This window comes from Pseudomonas sp. 210_17 TE3656, from assembly GCF_054821965.1.
In genome coordinates, this window is the sequence record NZ_JBTRBC010000001.1 from 685,633 (window position 1) to 699,583 (window position 13,951).

Annotated in this window: 11 protein-coding genes; all 11 read left to right on the forward strand. The window is 62.5% G+C overall.

Annotation, left to right across the window (positions count from 1 at the left end):
• Positions 1-77 precede the first annotated feature (77 nt).
• The 11 genes from nuoC to nuoN all read left to right on the forward strand — a co-directional run bounded on the left by nuoC (position 78) and on the right by nuoN (position 13,852).
• Complete coding sequence (gene nuoC, locus ACVI9W_RS03345; protein WP_461529191.1) at positions 78-1,859, forward strand: NADH-quinone oxidoreductase subunit C/D; 1,782 nt, start codon at positions 78-80, stop codon at positions 1,857-1,859.
• 2 nt (positions 1,860-1,861) lie between these two features.
• Positions 1,862-2,359 (forward strand): NADH-quinone oxidoreductase subunit NuoE, encoded by a 498-nt coding sequence (gene nuoE, locus ACVI9W_RS03350; RefSeq protein ID WP_012313767.1) that lies wholly within the window; start codon positions 1,862-1,864, stop codon positions 2,357-2,359.
• Positions 2,356-3,720 (forward strand): NADH-quinone oxidoreductase subunit NuoF, encoded by a 1,365-nt coding sequence (nuoF, locus tag ACVI9W_RS03355; RefSeq protein WP_461529192.1) that lies wholly within the window; start codon positions 2,356-2,358, stop codon positions 3,718-3,720. The genes nuoE and nuoF overlap by 4 nt, the downstream gene beginning before the upstream one ends.
• 131 nt (positions 3,721-3,851) lie before the next feature.
• Positions 3,852-6,566 (forward strand): NADH-quinone oxidoreductase subunit NuoG, encoded by a 2,715-nt coding sequence (gene nuoG, locus ACVI9W_RS03360; RefSeq protein WP_038612817.1) that lies wholly within the window; start codon positions 3,852-3,854, stop codon positions 6,564-6,566.
• Entirely contained in the window at positions 6,563-7,570 is a 1,008-nt protein-coding gene (nuoH, locus tag ACVI9W_RS03365) for an NADH-quinone oxidoreductase subunit NuoH (protein WP_038612819.1), read from the forward strand. The genes nuoG and nuoH overlap by 4 nt, the downstream gene beginning before the upstream one ends.
• A gap of 11 nt (positions 7,571-7,581) precedes the next feature.
• Complete coding sequence (gene nuoI / locus ACVI9W_RS03370) at positions 7,582-8,130, forward strand: NADH-quinone oxidoreductase subunit NuoI (protein WP_038612820.1); 549 nt, start codon at positions 7,582-7,584, stop codon at positions 8,128-8,130.
• Positions 8,131-8,139: 9 nt separating this feature from the next.
• A complete protein-coding gene (gene nuoJ, locus ACVI9W_RS03375; protein ID WP_038612821.1) occupies positions 8,140-8,640 on the forward strand; it encodes an NADH-quinone oxidoreductase subunit J in 501 nt (166 codons plus the stop codon).
• Between the two features lie 4 nt (positions 8,641-8,644).
• Positions 8,645-8,953, forward strand: coding sequence for an NADH-quinone oxidoreductase subunit NuoK (nuoK, locus tag ACVI9W_RS03380; RefSeq protein ID WP_107025567.1), 309 nt, complete (start codon positions 8,645-8,647; stop codon positions 8,951-8,953).
• Positions 8,950-10,803 carry an NADH-quinone oxidoreductase subunit L gene (gene nuoL / locus ACVI9W_RS03385; RefSeq protein ID WP_461529193.1) on the forward strand — a complete coding sequence of 618 codons (1,854 nt, stop codon included), beginning with the start codon at positions 8,950-8,952 and terminating at the stop codon, positions 10,801-10,803. The genes nuoK and nuoL overlap by 4 nt, the downstream gene beginning before the upstream one ends.
• A 39-nt stretch (positions 10,804-10,842) precedes the next feature.
• The gene (gene nuoM / locus ACVI9W_RS03390) at positions 10,843-12,375 is read left to right on the forward strand and encodes an NADH-quinone oxidoreductase subunit M (RefSeq protein WP_157193228.1); all 1,533 of its coding nucleotides are present in this window, start codon (positions 10,843-10,845) and stop codon (positions 12,373-12,375) included.
• Between the two features lie 7 nt (positions 12,376-12,382).
• Positions 12,383-13,852 (forward strand): NADH-quinone oxidoreductase subunit NuoN, encoded by a 1,470-nt coding sequence (gene nuoN, locus ACVI9W_RS03395; RefSeq protein ID WP_038612829.1) that lies wholly within the window; start codon positions 12,383-12,385, stop codon positions 13,850-13,852.
• The last annotated feature ends 99 nt before the right edge of the window (positions 13,853-13,951 follow it).

A 13,951-nucleotide genomic window follows, 5' to 3' on the forward strand; every position in this document is an offset into this window, starting at 1 on the left:
CCAGCTATCTGTTGCCTGCGCGTGCGCGACAGGCAGCCTGGCTTCATTCTCTACGTTGACCGAAAGCGACCGAGACCATGACAGCGGACACCGCTATTTATATCCCGCCTTACAAGGCTGACGACCAGGATGTGGTTGTCGAACTGAACAACAAATTTGGCCCCGAGGCGTTCGTCGCCCAGGAAACCCGCACCGGCATGCCGGTGCTTTGGGTTACCCGCGCCAAACTCAAGGAAGTCCTGAGCTTCCTGCGCAATGTTGCCAAACCGTACAGCATGCTCTACGACCTGCATGGTGTGGACGAACGTCTGCGCACCCAGCGCCGTGGCCTGCCAGGTGCCGACTTCAGCGTGTTCTACCACCTGCTCTCGGTGGAACGGAACAGCGACGTAATGATCAAGGTAGCCTTGAGCGAAGGCGACCTGAACCTGCCGACCGTGACCGGTATCTGGCCGAACGCCAACTGGTACGAGCGCGAAGTCTGGGACATGTTCGGCATCGACTTTGCCGGCCACCCGCACCTGACCCGGATCATGATGCCGCCGACCTGGGAAGGTCACCCGCTGCGCAAGGACTACCCCGCGCGCGCCACCGAGTTCGATCCGTACAGCCTGACCCTGGCCAAGCAGCAGCTTGAGGAAGAAGCCGCGCGTTTCAACCCCGAAGCCTGGGGCATGAAGCGCCAGGGCGCCAACGAGGACTACATGTTCCTCAACCTGGGCCCGAACCACCCTTCGGCTCACGGTGCCTTCCGTATCGTCCTGCAGCTGGACGGCGAAGAGATCGTCGACTGCGTTCCGGACATCGGTTACCACCACCGTGGTGCCGAAAAGATGGCCGAGCGTCAGTCCTGGCACAGCTTCATTCCCTACACCGACCGTATCGACTACCTCGGCGGGGTGATGAACAACCTGCCGTACGTGCTCGCGGTCGAGAAGCTGGCCGGCATCCAGGTGCCACAGAAGGTCGACGTGATCCGCATCATGCTGGCCGAGTTCTTCCGGATCACCAGCCACCTGCTGTTCCTGGGTACCTACATCCAGGACGTCGGTGCCATGACTCCGGTGTTCTTCACCTTTACCGACCGTCAGCGCGCCTACACCGTGATCGAAGCCATCACCGGCTTCCGTCTGCACCCGGCCTGGTACCGCATCGGTGGTGTCGCCCACGACCTGCCGCGCGGCTGGGAAAAACTGGTGAAAGACTTCGTCGACTGGCTGCCAAAGCGCCTCGACGAATACACCAAGGCGGCCCTGCAGAACAGTATCCTCAAGGGCCGGACCATCGGCGTTGCCCAGTACAACACCAAAGAGGCCCTGGAATGGGGCGTCACCGGTGCCGGCCTGCGTTCCACCGGCCTGGACTTCGACCTGCGCAAAGCCCGCCCTTATTCCGGCTACGAGAACTTCGAGTTTGAAGTACCGCTGGCCCACAACGGCGATGCCTACGATCGCTGCATGGTCCGTGTCGAGGAGATGCGCCAGAGTATCCGCATCATCGACCAGTGCCTGCGCAACATGCCGGAAGGCCCGTACAAAGCGGATCACCCGCTGACTACGCCGCCGCCGAAAGAGCGCACCCTGCAGCACATCGAAACCCTGATCACCCACTTCCTGCAGGTTTCGTGGGGCCCGGTCATGCCGGCCAACGAATCCTTCCAGATGATTGAGGCGACCAAGGGCATCAACAGTTACTACCTGACGAGCGACGGCGGCACCATGAGCTACCGCACCCGGATTCGCACCCCGAGCTACCCGCACCTGCAGCAGATCCCTTCGGTGATCCGCGGCAGCATGGTCGCGGACCTCATTGCGTACCTGGGCAGTATCGACTTCGTTATGGCTGACGTGGACCGCTAAGCATGAACAGCACGCTTATCCAAACCGACCGTTTCGCCCTGAGCGAAACCGAGCGCTCGGCCATCGAGCACGAGATGCATCACTACGAGGACCCGCGCGCGGCGTCCATCGAAGCCCTGAAGATCGTTCAGAAGGAACGCGGCTGGGTGCCGGACGGCGCCATCTATGCCATCGGCGAAGTGCTCGGCATTCCCGCCAGCGACGTCGAAGGCGTAGCAACCTTCTATAGTCAGATCTTCCGTCAGCCGGTTGGCCGGCACATCATCCGCGTTTGCGACAGCATGGTCTGCTACATCGGCGGCCACGAGTCCGTGGTCAGCCAGATCCAGAGCGAGCTGGGTATTGGCCTGGGCCAGACCACCGCCGACGGCCGCTTCACCCTGCTGCCAGTGTGCTGCCTGGGTAACTGCGACAAGGCCCCGGCGCTGATGATCGACGACGACACCTTTGGCGATGTCCAGCCTGCTGGCGTTTCCAAGTTGCTGGAGGGTTACGTATGACCATCACTTCCTTCGGCCCGGCCAACCGCATTGCCCGCAGCGCCGAGACGCATCCGCTGACCTGGCGCCTGCGCGACGACGGCGAGCCGGTCTGGCTGGACGAGTACCAGGCCAAGGACGGCTATGCCGCCGCCCGCAAGGCCCTGGCACAGATGTCCCAGGACGATATCGTCCAGACCGTCAAAGATTCCGGCCTCAAGGGCCGTGGCGGTGCGGGCTTCCCCACCGGCGTCAAATGGGGCCTGATGCCCAAAGACGAATCGATGAACATCCGCTACCTGCTGTGCAACGCGGATGAAATGGAGCCCAACACCTGGAAAGACCGCATGCTGATGGAGCAACAGCCCCATCTGCTGGTCGAGGGCATGCTGATCAGCGCCCGCGCGCTGAAGGCTTACCGTGGCTACATCTTCCTGCGTGGTGAATACACCACCGCGGCGAAGAACCTCAACCGCGCTATCGATGAAGCCAAGGCCGCAGGCCTGCTGGGCAAGAACATCCTCGGCAGCGGCTTTGACTTCGAGCTGTTCGTGCACACCGGCGCCGGGCGTTACATCTGCGGTGAAGAAACCGCACTGATCAACTCCCTCGAAGGCCGCCGCGCCAACCCACGCTCCAAGCCGCCCTTCCCTGCCGCCGTCGGCGTCTGGGGCAAGCCGACCTGCGTGAACAACGTCGAGACCCTGTGCAACGTTCCGGCCATCGTCGGCAACGGCGTCGACTGGTACAAGTCGCTGGCTCGTGAAGGTTCTGAAGACCACGGCACCAAGCTGATGGGCTTCTCCGGCAAGGTCAAGAACCCGGGCCTGTGGGAACTGCCATTCGGCGTTACCGCCCGCGAGCTGTTCGAAGACTACGCCGGCGGCATGCGCGACGGCTACAAGCTCAAGTGCTGGCAGCCTGGCGGCGCCGGTACCGGTTTCCTGCTGCCCGAGCACCTCGACGCGCAAATGTACGCCGGTGGCATCGCCAAGGTCGGTACCCGTATGGGTACTGGCCTGGCCATGGCCGTGGACGACAGCGTCAACATGGTTTCGCTGCTGCGCAACATGGAAGAGTTCTTCGCCCGCGAGTCGTGCGGCTGGTGCACTCCGTGCCGCGATGGCCTGCCGTGGAGCGTGAAGATGCTGCGCGCCCTGGAGAAGGGACAAGGCAAAGCGGAAGACATCGAGACCCTGCTGGGCCTGGTCAACTTCCTCGGCCCTGGCCGCACCTTCTGCGCCCACGCACCGGGTGCCGTCGAGCCGCTGGGTAGCGCCATCAAGTATTTCCGTCCGGAGTTCGAGGCCGGCGTCGCACCTGTTACAGGCAGCGAAGCCCTGCGCCCGAATCTGGCCAAGCCGATCGTCGTCGGCGCATAACAAATGAAATGCGGGTGGTCCGTGCCTCCCGCTGCCTCAACGGCTCGCCAGGTAGTCCCTGCGCGGGCCGCAGGCACACAGATTTCCATTAGCCACGCCCGCAGACGCGGGCCAACGAAGAACTTTGAACCATGGCCACTATCCACGTAGACGGCAAAGCGCTCGAAGTCAACGGTGCAGACAACCTGTTACAGGCGTGTCTGTCGCTCGGCCTCGACATCCCCTATTTTTGCTGGCACCCGGCGCTCGGTAGCGTCGGCGCCTGCCGCCAGTGCGCGGTCAAGCAGTACACCGACGAGAACGACACCCGTGGTCGTATCGTCATGTCCTGCATGACCCCAGCCACCGATGGCACCTGGATTTCCATCGACGACGAAGAGTCCAAGGCGTTCCGCGCCAGCGTCGTCGAATGGCTGATGACCAACCACCCGCACGACTGCCCGGTCTGTGAGGAAGGCGGTCACTGCCACCTGCAAGACATGACGGTAATGACCGGCCACAACGAGCGCCGCTACCGTTTCACCAAGCGTACCCACCAGAACCAGGAGCTCGGCCCGTTCATCGCCCACGAGATGAACCGCTGCATCGCCTGCTACCGTTGCGTGCGTTACTACAAGGACTACGCCGGCGGTACCGACCTGGGCGTATTCGGTGCCCACGACAACGTCTACTTCGGTCGCGTTGAAGACGGCGTACTGGAGAGCGAGTTCTCCGGTAACCTCACCGAGGTCTGCCCGACCGGTGTGTTCACCGACAAGACCCACTCCGAGCGCTACAACCGTAAGTGGGACATGCAGTTCGCCCCGAGCATCTGCCATGGCTGCTCCAGCGGTTGCAACATCAGCCCGGGTGAACGTTACGGCGAACTGCGCCGGATCGAAAACCGTTACAACGGTTCGGTCAACCAGTACTTCCTCTGTGACCGTGGCCGTTTCGGCTATGGCTACGTCAACCGCGAAGACCGTCCACGTCAGCCGCTGCTGGCCGATGGCACCAAGCTGAGCCTGGATGCTGCGCTGGACAAGGCCGCCGACATGCTGCGCGGTCGCAACATCGTCGGTATCGGCTCGCCGCGCGCCAGCCTGGAAAGCAACTACGGCCTGCGCGAGCTGGTCGGTGCCGAGCACTTCTACTCGGGTATGGAAGCCGGTGAACTGGCGCGTGTACGCCTGGCCCTGCAGGTCCTCAACGACAGCCCGCTGCCGGTCCCGACCCTGCGCGAGATGGAAGACCACGACGCCGTGTTCGTCCTCGGCGAAGACCTGACCCAAACTGCTGCCCGCGTGGCCCTGGCCCTGCGCCAGTCGGTCAAGGGCAAGGCCGAAGCCATGGCCGATGCCATGCGCGTTCAGCCTTGGCTCGATGCTGCGGTGAAAAACATCGGCCAACACGCCATGTACCCGCTGTTCATCGCCAGCCTGGCCGAAACCAAGCTCGATGACGTCGCTGAAGAATGTGTCCACGCAGCGCCGGACGACCTGGCCCGTATCGGTTTCGCCGTGGCTCACGCCATCGACCCGAGCGCCCCTGCCGTCGAAGGCCTGGACGCCGAAGCCCTGGCCCTGGCCAAGCGCATCGCCGACGCCCTGGTTGCCGCCAACCGTCCGTTGGTGGTCGCCGGTACCTCGCTGGCCTCCAGCGCACTGATCGAGGCTGCTGCCAACATCGCCAAAGCCCTCAAGCTGCGTGCGAAGAACGGCTCCCTGAGCCTGGTGGTGCCTGAGGCCAACAGCCTGGGTATGGCCATGCTCGGTGGCGAGTCCGTCGACGCCGCACTGGACGCTGTGATTGCCGGCAAGGCCGACGCCATTGTCGTCCTCGAAAATGACCTGTACAGCCGTGTGCCAGCTGCGAAGGTCGACGCTGCCCTGGCCGCCGCCAAGGTGGTGATCGTCGCCGATCACCAGAAGACTGCAACTGCCGAACGCGCTCACCTGGTGCTGCCAGCGGCAAGTTTCGCCGAAGGCGACGGTACCCTGGTCAGCCAGGAAGGCCGCGCCCAGCGCTTCTTCCAGGTATTCGATCCGACCTACCTGGACAGCAGCATCCTGGTTCACGAAGGCTGGCGCTGGATGCACGCCCTGCGTGCGACCCTGCTCAACAAGCCGGTGGACTGGACCCAACTGGACCACGTCACCAGCGCCTGCGCCGCTGTCACGCCACAACTGTCGGGCATCGTCAACGCCGCGCCGTCCGCTTCGTTCCGCATCAAGGGCATGAAGCTTGCGCGTGAGCCGCTGCGCTACTCCGGCCGCACCGCGATGCGCGCCGACATCAGCGTGCACGAGCCACGTACCCCGCAAGACAAAGACAGCGCCTTCGCCTTCTCCATGGAAGGTTACTCGGGCTCGGCCGAGCCGCGTTCGCAAGTGCCGTTCGCCTGGTCTCCGGGCTGGAACTCGCCACAAGCCTGGAACAAGTTCCAGGACGAGGTTGGCGGTCACCTGCGCGCAGGCGACCCAGGCACCCGCCTGATCGAAACCGAGGGCGACAAGCTGCACTGGTTCGCCAGCATTCCGGCAGCCTTCTCCCCGGCGCGTGGGACCTGGCAGGTCGTGCCGTTCTACCACCTGTTCGGCAGTGAAGAGAACTCTTCGCGCGCCGCGCCGGTACAAGAGCGCATCCCGCAGGCTTACGTTGGCCTGGCCAAGTCCGAAGCCGACCGCCTGGGCGTCAACGATGGTGCGATGCTCAGCGTGAACGTGGCTGGCATGACCCTGCGTCTGCCATTGCGCATCAATGAAGAACTGGGCGCAGGCCTGGTTGCCCTGCCCAAAGGCCTGGCCGGCATTCCGCCCGCCATCTTCGGTGCATCCGTCGAAGGCCTGCAGGAGGCAGCACAATGACCTGGTTCACCCCTGAAGTGATCGATGTGATCATCACTGTCATCAAGGCCGTGGTCATCCTGCTGGCCGTGGTGGTCTGCGGCGCGCTGCTCAGCTTCGTCGAGCGGCGTCTGCTGGGCTGGTGGCAGGACCGTTACGGTCCGAACCGCGTCGGCCCGTTCGGTATGTTCCAGATCGCAGCCGACATGCTGAAGATGTTCTTCAAGGAAGACTGGAACCCGCCCTTCGTCGACAAGATGATCTTCACCCTGGCGCCGGTCGTGGCCATGAGTGCCTTGCTGATCGCCTTCGCTATCATCCCGATCACCCCGACCTGGGGTGTCGCGGACCTGAACATCGGCGTGCTGTTCTTCTTCGCCATGGCCGGTCTGTCGGTGTACGCGGTACTGTTCGCCGGCTGGTCGTCGAACAACAAGTACGCCCTGCTCGGCAGCCTGCGGGCCTCGGCCCAGACCGTGTCGTACGAAGTGTTCATGGGCCTGGCGCTGATGGGTATCGTTGCCCAGGTCGGCTCGTTCAACATGCGCGACATCGTTGACTACCAGGCCCAGAACCTGTGGTTCATCATTCCGCAGTTCTTCGGTTTCTGCACCTTCTTCATCGCTGGCGTCGCCGTGACTCACCGTCACCCGTTCGACCAGCCGGAAGCAGAACAGGAACTGGCCGACGGTTACCACATTGAATATGCCGGCATGAAATGGGGCATGTTCTTCGTCGGTGAGTACATCGGCATCATTCTGGTCTCGGCGCTGCTGGTAACCCTGTTCTTCGGTGGCTGGCACGGTCCGTTCGGCATCCTGCCGCAAGTACCGTTCCTGTGGTTCGCCCTGAAAACCGCGTTCTTCATCATGCTGTTCATCCTGCTGCGCGCCTCGATCCCGCGCCCGCGCTATGACCAGGTGATGGACTTCGGCTGGAAGTTCTGCCTGCCGCTGACCCTGATCAATTTGCTGGTGACCGCTGCGCTCGTGTTGCTCAACACGCCAGCTGTTGCGGCCCAGTGAGGATTTGACCCATGTTCAAGTATATTGGCGACATCGTTAAGGGCACAGGCACCCAGCTGCGCAGTCTGGTGATGGTGTTCTCTCACGGTTTTCGCAAACGTGACACCCTGCAGTACCCCGAAGAGCCGGTCTACCTGCCGCCACGCTACCGTGGCCGCATCGTCCTGACCCGCGACCCGGATGGCGAAGAGCGCTGTGTAGCGTGCAACCTGTGTGCCGTGGCGTGCCCGGTCGGTTGCATCTCGCTGCAGAAAGCCGAGACAGAAGACGGTCGTTGGTACCCGGAGTTCTTCCGTATCAACTTCTCCCGTTGCATTTTCTGCGGCCTCTGCGAGGAAGCCTGCCCGACCACCGCAATCCAGCTGACGCCGGATTTCGAAATGGCCGAGTTCAAACGTCAGGAACTGGTGTACGAGAAAGAAGATCTGCTGATCTCCGGCCCCGGCAAATACCCTGACTACAACTTCTACCGTGTTGCAGGTATGGCTATTGCCGGCAAGCCGAAAGGCGCCGCGCAAAACGAAGCCGAGCCGATCAACGTGAAGAGCTTGCTCCCTTAAGGAAGAAAGATGGAATTCGCTTTCTATTTCGCATCCGGTGTCGCTGTGGTGTCCACCCTTCGGGTGATCACCAACACCAACCCCGTGCACGCCCTGCTCTACCTGATCATTTCGCTGATCTCCGTGGCGATGACCTTCTTCGCCCTCGGCGCTCCGTTCGCCGGTGTCCTGGAAGTGATCGCCTACGCTGGCGCCATCATGGTGCTGTTCGTCTTCGTGGTGATGATGCTCAACCTCGGGCCGGCTTCGGTCGCCCAGGAACGTGGCTGGCTCAAGCCGGGTATCTGGCTGGGCCCTGTGGTCCTCGCCGCGCTGCTGCTGCTCGAACTGCTGTATGTGCTGTTCAGCAGTGATAGCGGCGCCGGCATTGGCCACACTACAGTCGACGCCAAAGCGGTCGGCATCAGCCTGTACGGTCCTTACCTGCTGGTGGTGGAACTGGCCTCGATGCTGCTGCTCGCTGCAGCGGTGACGGCTTTCCACCTCGGCCGCAACGAGGCGAAGGAGTAATCACATGACTGCAATTCCTCTCGAGCATGGCCTGGCAGTCGCCGGCATCCTGTTCTGCCTCGGCCTGGTCGGCCTGATGGTGCGCCGCAACATTCTTTTCGTGTTGATGAGTCTGGAAATCATGATGAACGCCTCGGCACTGGCGTTCATCGTTGCCGGTAGCCGCTGGGCGCAGCCGGATGGACAGATCATGTTCATCCTGGTGATCAGCCTGGCAGCCGCCGAGGCCAGTATCGGCCTGGCGATCCTGCTGCAGCTGTATCGCCGCTTCCACACTCTCGACATCGATGCAGCCAGTGAGATGCGCGGATGAACCTTATCTTCCTGACGTTCCTGTTCCCCCTGATCGGCTTCCTGCTGCTGTCGTTCTCGCGCGGTCGCTGGTCCGAGAACCTGTCGGCGCTGGTCGGCGTCGGTTCGGTGGGCCTCTCGGCCGCCGTGGCCGCCTACGTGATCTGGCAGTTCAACGTCGCACCGCCTGAAGGTGGTGCGTACAGCCAGCTGCTGTGGCAGTGGATGTCGGTGGACGGCTTTGCGCCGAACTTCACCCTGTACGTGGATGGCCTGTCGGTCACCATGCTCGGCGTGGTCACCGGTGTCGGCTTCCTGATCCACCTGTTCGCGTCCTGGTACATGCGCGGTGAAGCCGGTTACTCGCGCTTCTTCGCCTACACCAACCTGTTCATCGCCAGCATGCTGTTCCTGGTGCTGGGCGACAACCTGCTGTTCATCTACTTCGGTTGGGAAGGCGTGGGCCTGTGCTCGTACCTGTTGATCGGTTTCTACTACAGCAACCGCAACAACGGTAATGCCGCACTCAAGGCCTTCATCGTTACCCGTATCGGCGACGTGTTCATGGCCATCGGCCTGTTCATCCTGTTCGCCCAGCTCGGCACCCTGAACGTGCAGGAGCTGCTGGTACTGGCGCCGCAGAAGTTCCAGGCCGGTGATTTCTGGATGGTCCTGGCAACCCTGATGCTGCTCGGTGGTGCGGTCGGTAAATCCGCCCAGCTGCCGCTGCAGACCTGGCTTGCGGACGCGATGGCCGGTCCTACCCCGGTTTCGGCACTGATCCACGCCGCAACCATGGTTACCGCCGGTGTCTACCTGATCGCCCGTACCCACGGCCTGTTCGCCCTGGCCCCTGACGTGCTGCACCTGGTCGGTGTGGTCGGCGGTGTGACCCTGGTCCTGGCCGGCTTCGCTGCTCTGGTACAGACCGACATCAAGCGTATCCTCGCCTACTCGACCATGAGCCAGATCGGCTACATGTTCCTGGCCCTGGGCGTTGGTGCCTGGGAAGGCGCGATCTTCCACCTGATGACCCACGCCTTCTTCAAGGCCCTGCTGTTCCTTGCTTCCGGTGCGGTGATCGTTGCCTGCCACCACGAGCAGAACATCTTCAAGATGGGCGGCCTGTGGAAGAAACTGCCGCTGGCCTACGCCAGCTTCATCGTCGGTGGTGCCGCTCTGGCTGCCCTGCCGCTGCTGACCGCCGGTTTCTACTCCAAGGACGAGATCCTCTGGGAAGCCTTCGCCAGCGGCAACAACGGTCTGCTGTACGCCGGTCTGGTCGGTGCGTTCATGACCTCGCTGTACACCTTCCGCCTGATCTTCATCGCCTTCCACGGCGAAGCCAAGACCGAAGCGCATGCTGGCCACGGGATCTCCCACTGGCTGCCACTGGGCGTGCTGATCGTGCTGTCGACCTTCGTCGGTGCCTGGATTCATCCACCACTGGCCGGTGTCCTGCCGCAGAGCGTCGGCCATGCCGGCGGCGAAGCCAAGCACAGCCTGGAAATCGCCTCGGGCGCCATCGCCATCGCCGGTATTCTGCTTGCCGCCGTACTGTTCCTCGGCAAGCGTCGCCTGGTGACTGCGATCGCGGGCAGCGCTATCGGTCGTGTGCTGTCGGCCTGGTGGTTCGCCGCCTGGGGCTTCGACTGGATCTACGACAAGCTGTTCGTCAAACCTTACCTGCTGATCGCCCACATCCTGCGCAAGGATCCGGTTGACCGCAGTATTGGCCTGATTCCGCGTATGGCAAAAGGCGGTCATGCCGCCATGAGCAAAACCGAAACCGGTCAGCTGCGCTGGTATACCGCTTCGATCGCCGTAGGTGCCGTGCTTGTACTCGGTGCCGTTGTAATGGCTGCGGTCTGATATGAACCTTGCGACTTTGCGAAAGGAATTGAGCCCGTCATGATTTTGCCTTGGCTGATCCTGATCCCCTTTATCGGCGGCCTGCTGTGCTGGCTGGGTGAGCGCTTCGGCGCCACCCTGCCGCGCTGGATTGCGCTGCTGACCATGTCCCTGCTGCTTGGTATCGGCCTCTGGCTGTGGGCCAACGGGGACTACACCCTGGCCCCTGCTCCAGGCGCTGCGCCTGAGTGGGCGGTCGAATTCAAAGTGCTGTGGATCGAGCGCTTCGGCATCAGCCTGCACCTGGCCCTCGACGGCCTGTCGCTGCTGATGATCCTGCTCACCGGCCTGCTCGGTGTGCTCTCGGTACTGTGCTCCTGGAAAGAGATCCAGCGTCACGTCGGCTTCTTCCACCTCAACCTGATGTGGATCCTGGGCGGTGTGGTCGGTGTGTTCCTGGCCCTAGACCTGTTCCTGTTCTTCTTCTTCTGGGAAATGATGCTGGTGCCGATGTATTTCCTCATCGCGCTCTGGGGTCACAGCTCCTCCGACGGCAAGAAGACCCGGATCTACGCAGCCACCAAGTTCTTCATCTTCACTCAGGCCAGCGGTCTGATCATGTTGGTGGCGATCCTTGGCCTGGTACTGGTCAACTACAGCAACACCGGTGTAATCACCTTCGACTACACCCAGTTGCTCAAGGCTGAACTGCCACCCGCCACCGAATACGTGTTGATGCTCGGCTTCTTCATCGCCTTCGCGGTCAAGCTGCCGGTGGTACCGTTCCACTCCTGGCTGCCTGACGCGCACGCCCAGGCACCGACTGCAGGTTCGGTGGACCTTGCCGGTATCTTGCTGAAAACCGCTGCCTACGGCCTGCTGCGTTTCGCCCTGCCACTGTTCCCGAATGCCTCGGCCGAATTCGCGCCGATCGCCATGACCCTGGGTCTGATCGGGATTTTCTACGGTGCCTTCCTGGCGTTCGCCCAGACCGACATCAAGCGTCTGGTGGCCTTCTCCAGCGTTTCGCACATGGGCTTCGTGCTGATCGGCATCTACTCCGGCAGCCAGCAAGCGCTGCAAGGTGCTGTGATCCAGATGCTGGCTCACGGCCTGTCGGCGGCGGCACTCTTCATCCTCGCCGGCCAGCTGTACGAGCGCCTGCACACCCGTGACATGCGCGAGATGGGCGGCCTGTGGCATCGCATCGCCTACCTGCCGGCCATCAGCCTGTTCTTCGCTGCAGCGTCGCTGGGCCTGCCGGGCACCGGTAACTTCGTTGGCGAGTTCCTGATCCTGATCGGCAGCTTCGTCGCCTCGCCATGGGTCACCGTCATCGCCACTTCCGGCCTGGTGTTCGGTTCGGTCTACTCGCTGATCATGATTCACCGTGCCTACTTCGGCCCGGCGAAGTCGGACGAAGTCCTGGCTGGCATGGATACCCGCGAAATGATCATGGTACTGGGCCTGGCTGGCCTGCTGATCTTGCTGGGCGTCTACCCGCAGCCGTTCCTGGACACTTCCGCCGCCACCATGAGTGGTGTGCAGCAGTGGTTCGGCTCCGCTTTCACTCAACTCGCTTCGGCCCGGTAAGAGCGCTATGGACCTGACGATTCAACACTTTATCGCGCTTGCGCCGCTGCTGATTACCACCATCACCGTTGTCGTGGTGATGCTGGCAATCGCCTGGCGCCGCAACCATTCGCAAACCTTCCTGCTGTCGACCGTGGGCCTTAACCTGGCCCTGCTGTCGATCCTGCCGGTACTCAAAGTCGTGCCACTGGCGGTCACGCCGCTGCTGACCATCGACAAGTTCGCCTGCCTGTACATGGCGCTGATCCTGGTCGCCACCCTGGCCTGTGTAACCCTCGCCCATGCCTACCTGGGTGAAGGCGGCAAAGGCTACCCGGGCAACCGCGAAGAACTGTACCTGCTGATCCTGATGGCTGCCCTGGGTGGCCTGGTACTGGTCAGCGCGCAGCACCTGGCTGGCCTGTTCATTGGCCTGGAGCTGCTCTCGGTACCGGTCTATGGCCTGGTAGCCTATGCCTTCTTCAACAAGCGTTCGCTGGAAGCCGGCATCAAGTACATGGTGCTGTCGGCCGCCGGTTCCGCCTTCCTGCTGTTCGGTATGGCACTGCTGTATGCCGACGCTGGCAGCCTGAGCTTTGACGGTATCGGTAAAGCCCTGGCAGCCACCAACATGCCAAGCCTGCTGGCTCAGCTGGGCCTGGGCATGATGCTGGTCGGTCTGGCGTTCAAACTGTCGCTGGTGCCTTTCCACCTGTGGACCCCGGACGTCTACGAAGGTGCTCCGGCACCGGTCGCCGCCTTCCTGGCCACCGCCAGCAAGGTTGCAGTGTTCGCCGTTGTCGTGCGCCTGTTCATGCTCTCCCCTGCTGCCAGCAGTGGCGTGCTGACCACCGTGCTGTCGGTGATTGCCGTTGCTTCGATCCTGATCGGTAACCTGCTGGCGCTGACTCAAAGCAACCTCAAGCGTCTGCTCGGTTACTCGTCGATCGCCCACTTCGGTTACCTGCTGATCGCCCTGGTGGCGAGCAAGGGTCTGGCCGTCGAAGCCATTGGCGTGTACCTGGTCACCTACGTGATCACCAGCCTGGGTGCCTTCGGTGTCATCACCCTGATGTCGTCGCCGTACAACGGCCGTGACGCAGACGCTCTGTACGAGTACCGCGGCCTGTTCTGGCGCCGTCCGTACCTGACCGCGGTACTGACCGTGATGATGCTGTCGCTGGCCGGTATCCCGCTGACCGCAGGCTTCATCGGCAAGTTCTACATCATCGCTACCGGCGTCGAGTCGCAGCTGTGGTGGTTGGTCGGTGCCCTGGTGATCGGTAGTGCCATCGGCGTGTTCTACTACCTGCGTGTGATGGTCACCCTGTTCCTGATGGAACCGAACCTGCGTCGTCACGATGCTCCGCTGAACTGGGAACAGCGCACCGGCGGCGTCATGCTGCTGGCCATCGCGATCCTGGCCTTTGTGCTGGGTGTGTACCCGCAGCCGTTGCTGGACATGGTCCAGCATGCAGGCCTGCAACTGGTCGGCTGATCGATCTTGCTGTAACAGACACCCCGCTTCGGCGGGGTGTTTTGTTTTGTGGCTTAAATTGTTATCGCGGGGCAAGCCCGCTCCCACAGGGCTGTCCAA

Excerpts from the sequence above, each read along its gene's own strand:
- nuoL (WP_461529193.1), top strand. The coding sequence starts at position 8,950 with ATGAACCTTATCTTCCTGACGTTCCTGTTCCCCCTGATCGGCTTCCTG.
- nuoN (WP_038612829.1), top strand. The coding sequence starts at position 12,383 with ATGGACCTGACGATTCAACACTTTATCGCGCTTGCGCCGCTGCTGATT.
- nuoE (WP_012313767.1), top strand. The coding sequence starts at position 1,862 with ATGAACAGCACGCTTATCCAAACCGACCGTTTCGCCCTGAGCGAAACC.
- nuoF (WP_461529192.1), top strand. The coding sequence starts at position 2,356 with ATGACCATCACTTCCTTCGGCCCGGCCAACCGCATTGCCCGCAGCGCC.
- nuoM (WP_157193228.1), top strand. The coding sequence starts at position 10,843 with ATGATTTTGCCTTGGCTGATCCTGATCCCCTTTATCGGCGGCCTGCTG.
- nuoJ (WP_038612821.1), top strand. The coding sequence starts at position 8,140 with ATGGAATTCGCTTTCTATTTCGCATCCGGTGTCGCTGTGGTGTCCACC.
- nuoI (WP_038612820.1), top strand. The coding sequence starts at position 7,582 with ATGTTCAAGTATATTGGCGACATCGTTAAGGGCACAGGCACCCAGCTG.
- nuoH (WP_038612819.1), top strand. The coding sequence starts at position 6,563 with ATGACCTGGTTCACCCCTGAAGTGATCGATGTGATCATCACTGTCATC.
- nuoG (WP_038612817.1), top strand. The coding sequence starts at position 3,852 with ATGGCCACTATCCACGTAGACGGCAAAGCGCTCGAAGTCAACGGTGCA.
- nuoK (WP_107025567.1), top strand. The coding sequence starts at position 8,645 with ATGACTGCAATTCCTCTCGAGCATGGCCTGGCAGTCGCCGGCATCCTG.
- nuoC (WP_461529191.1), top strand. The coding sequence starts at position 78 with ATGACAGCGGACACCGCTATTTATATCCCGCCTTACAAGGCTGACGAC.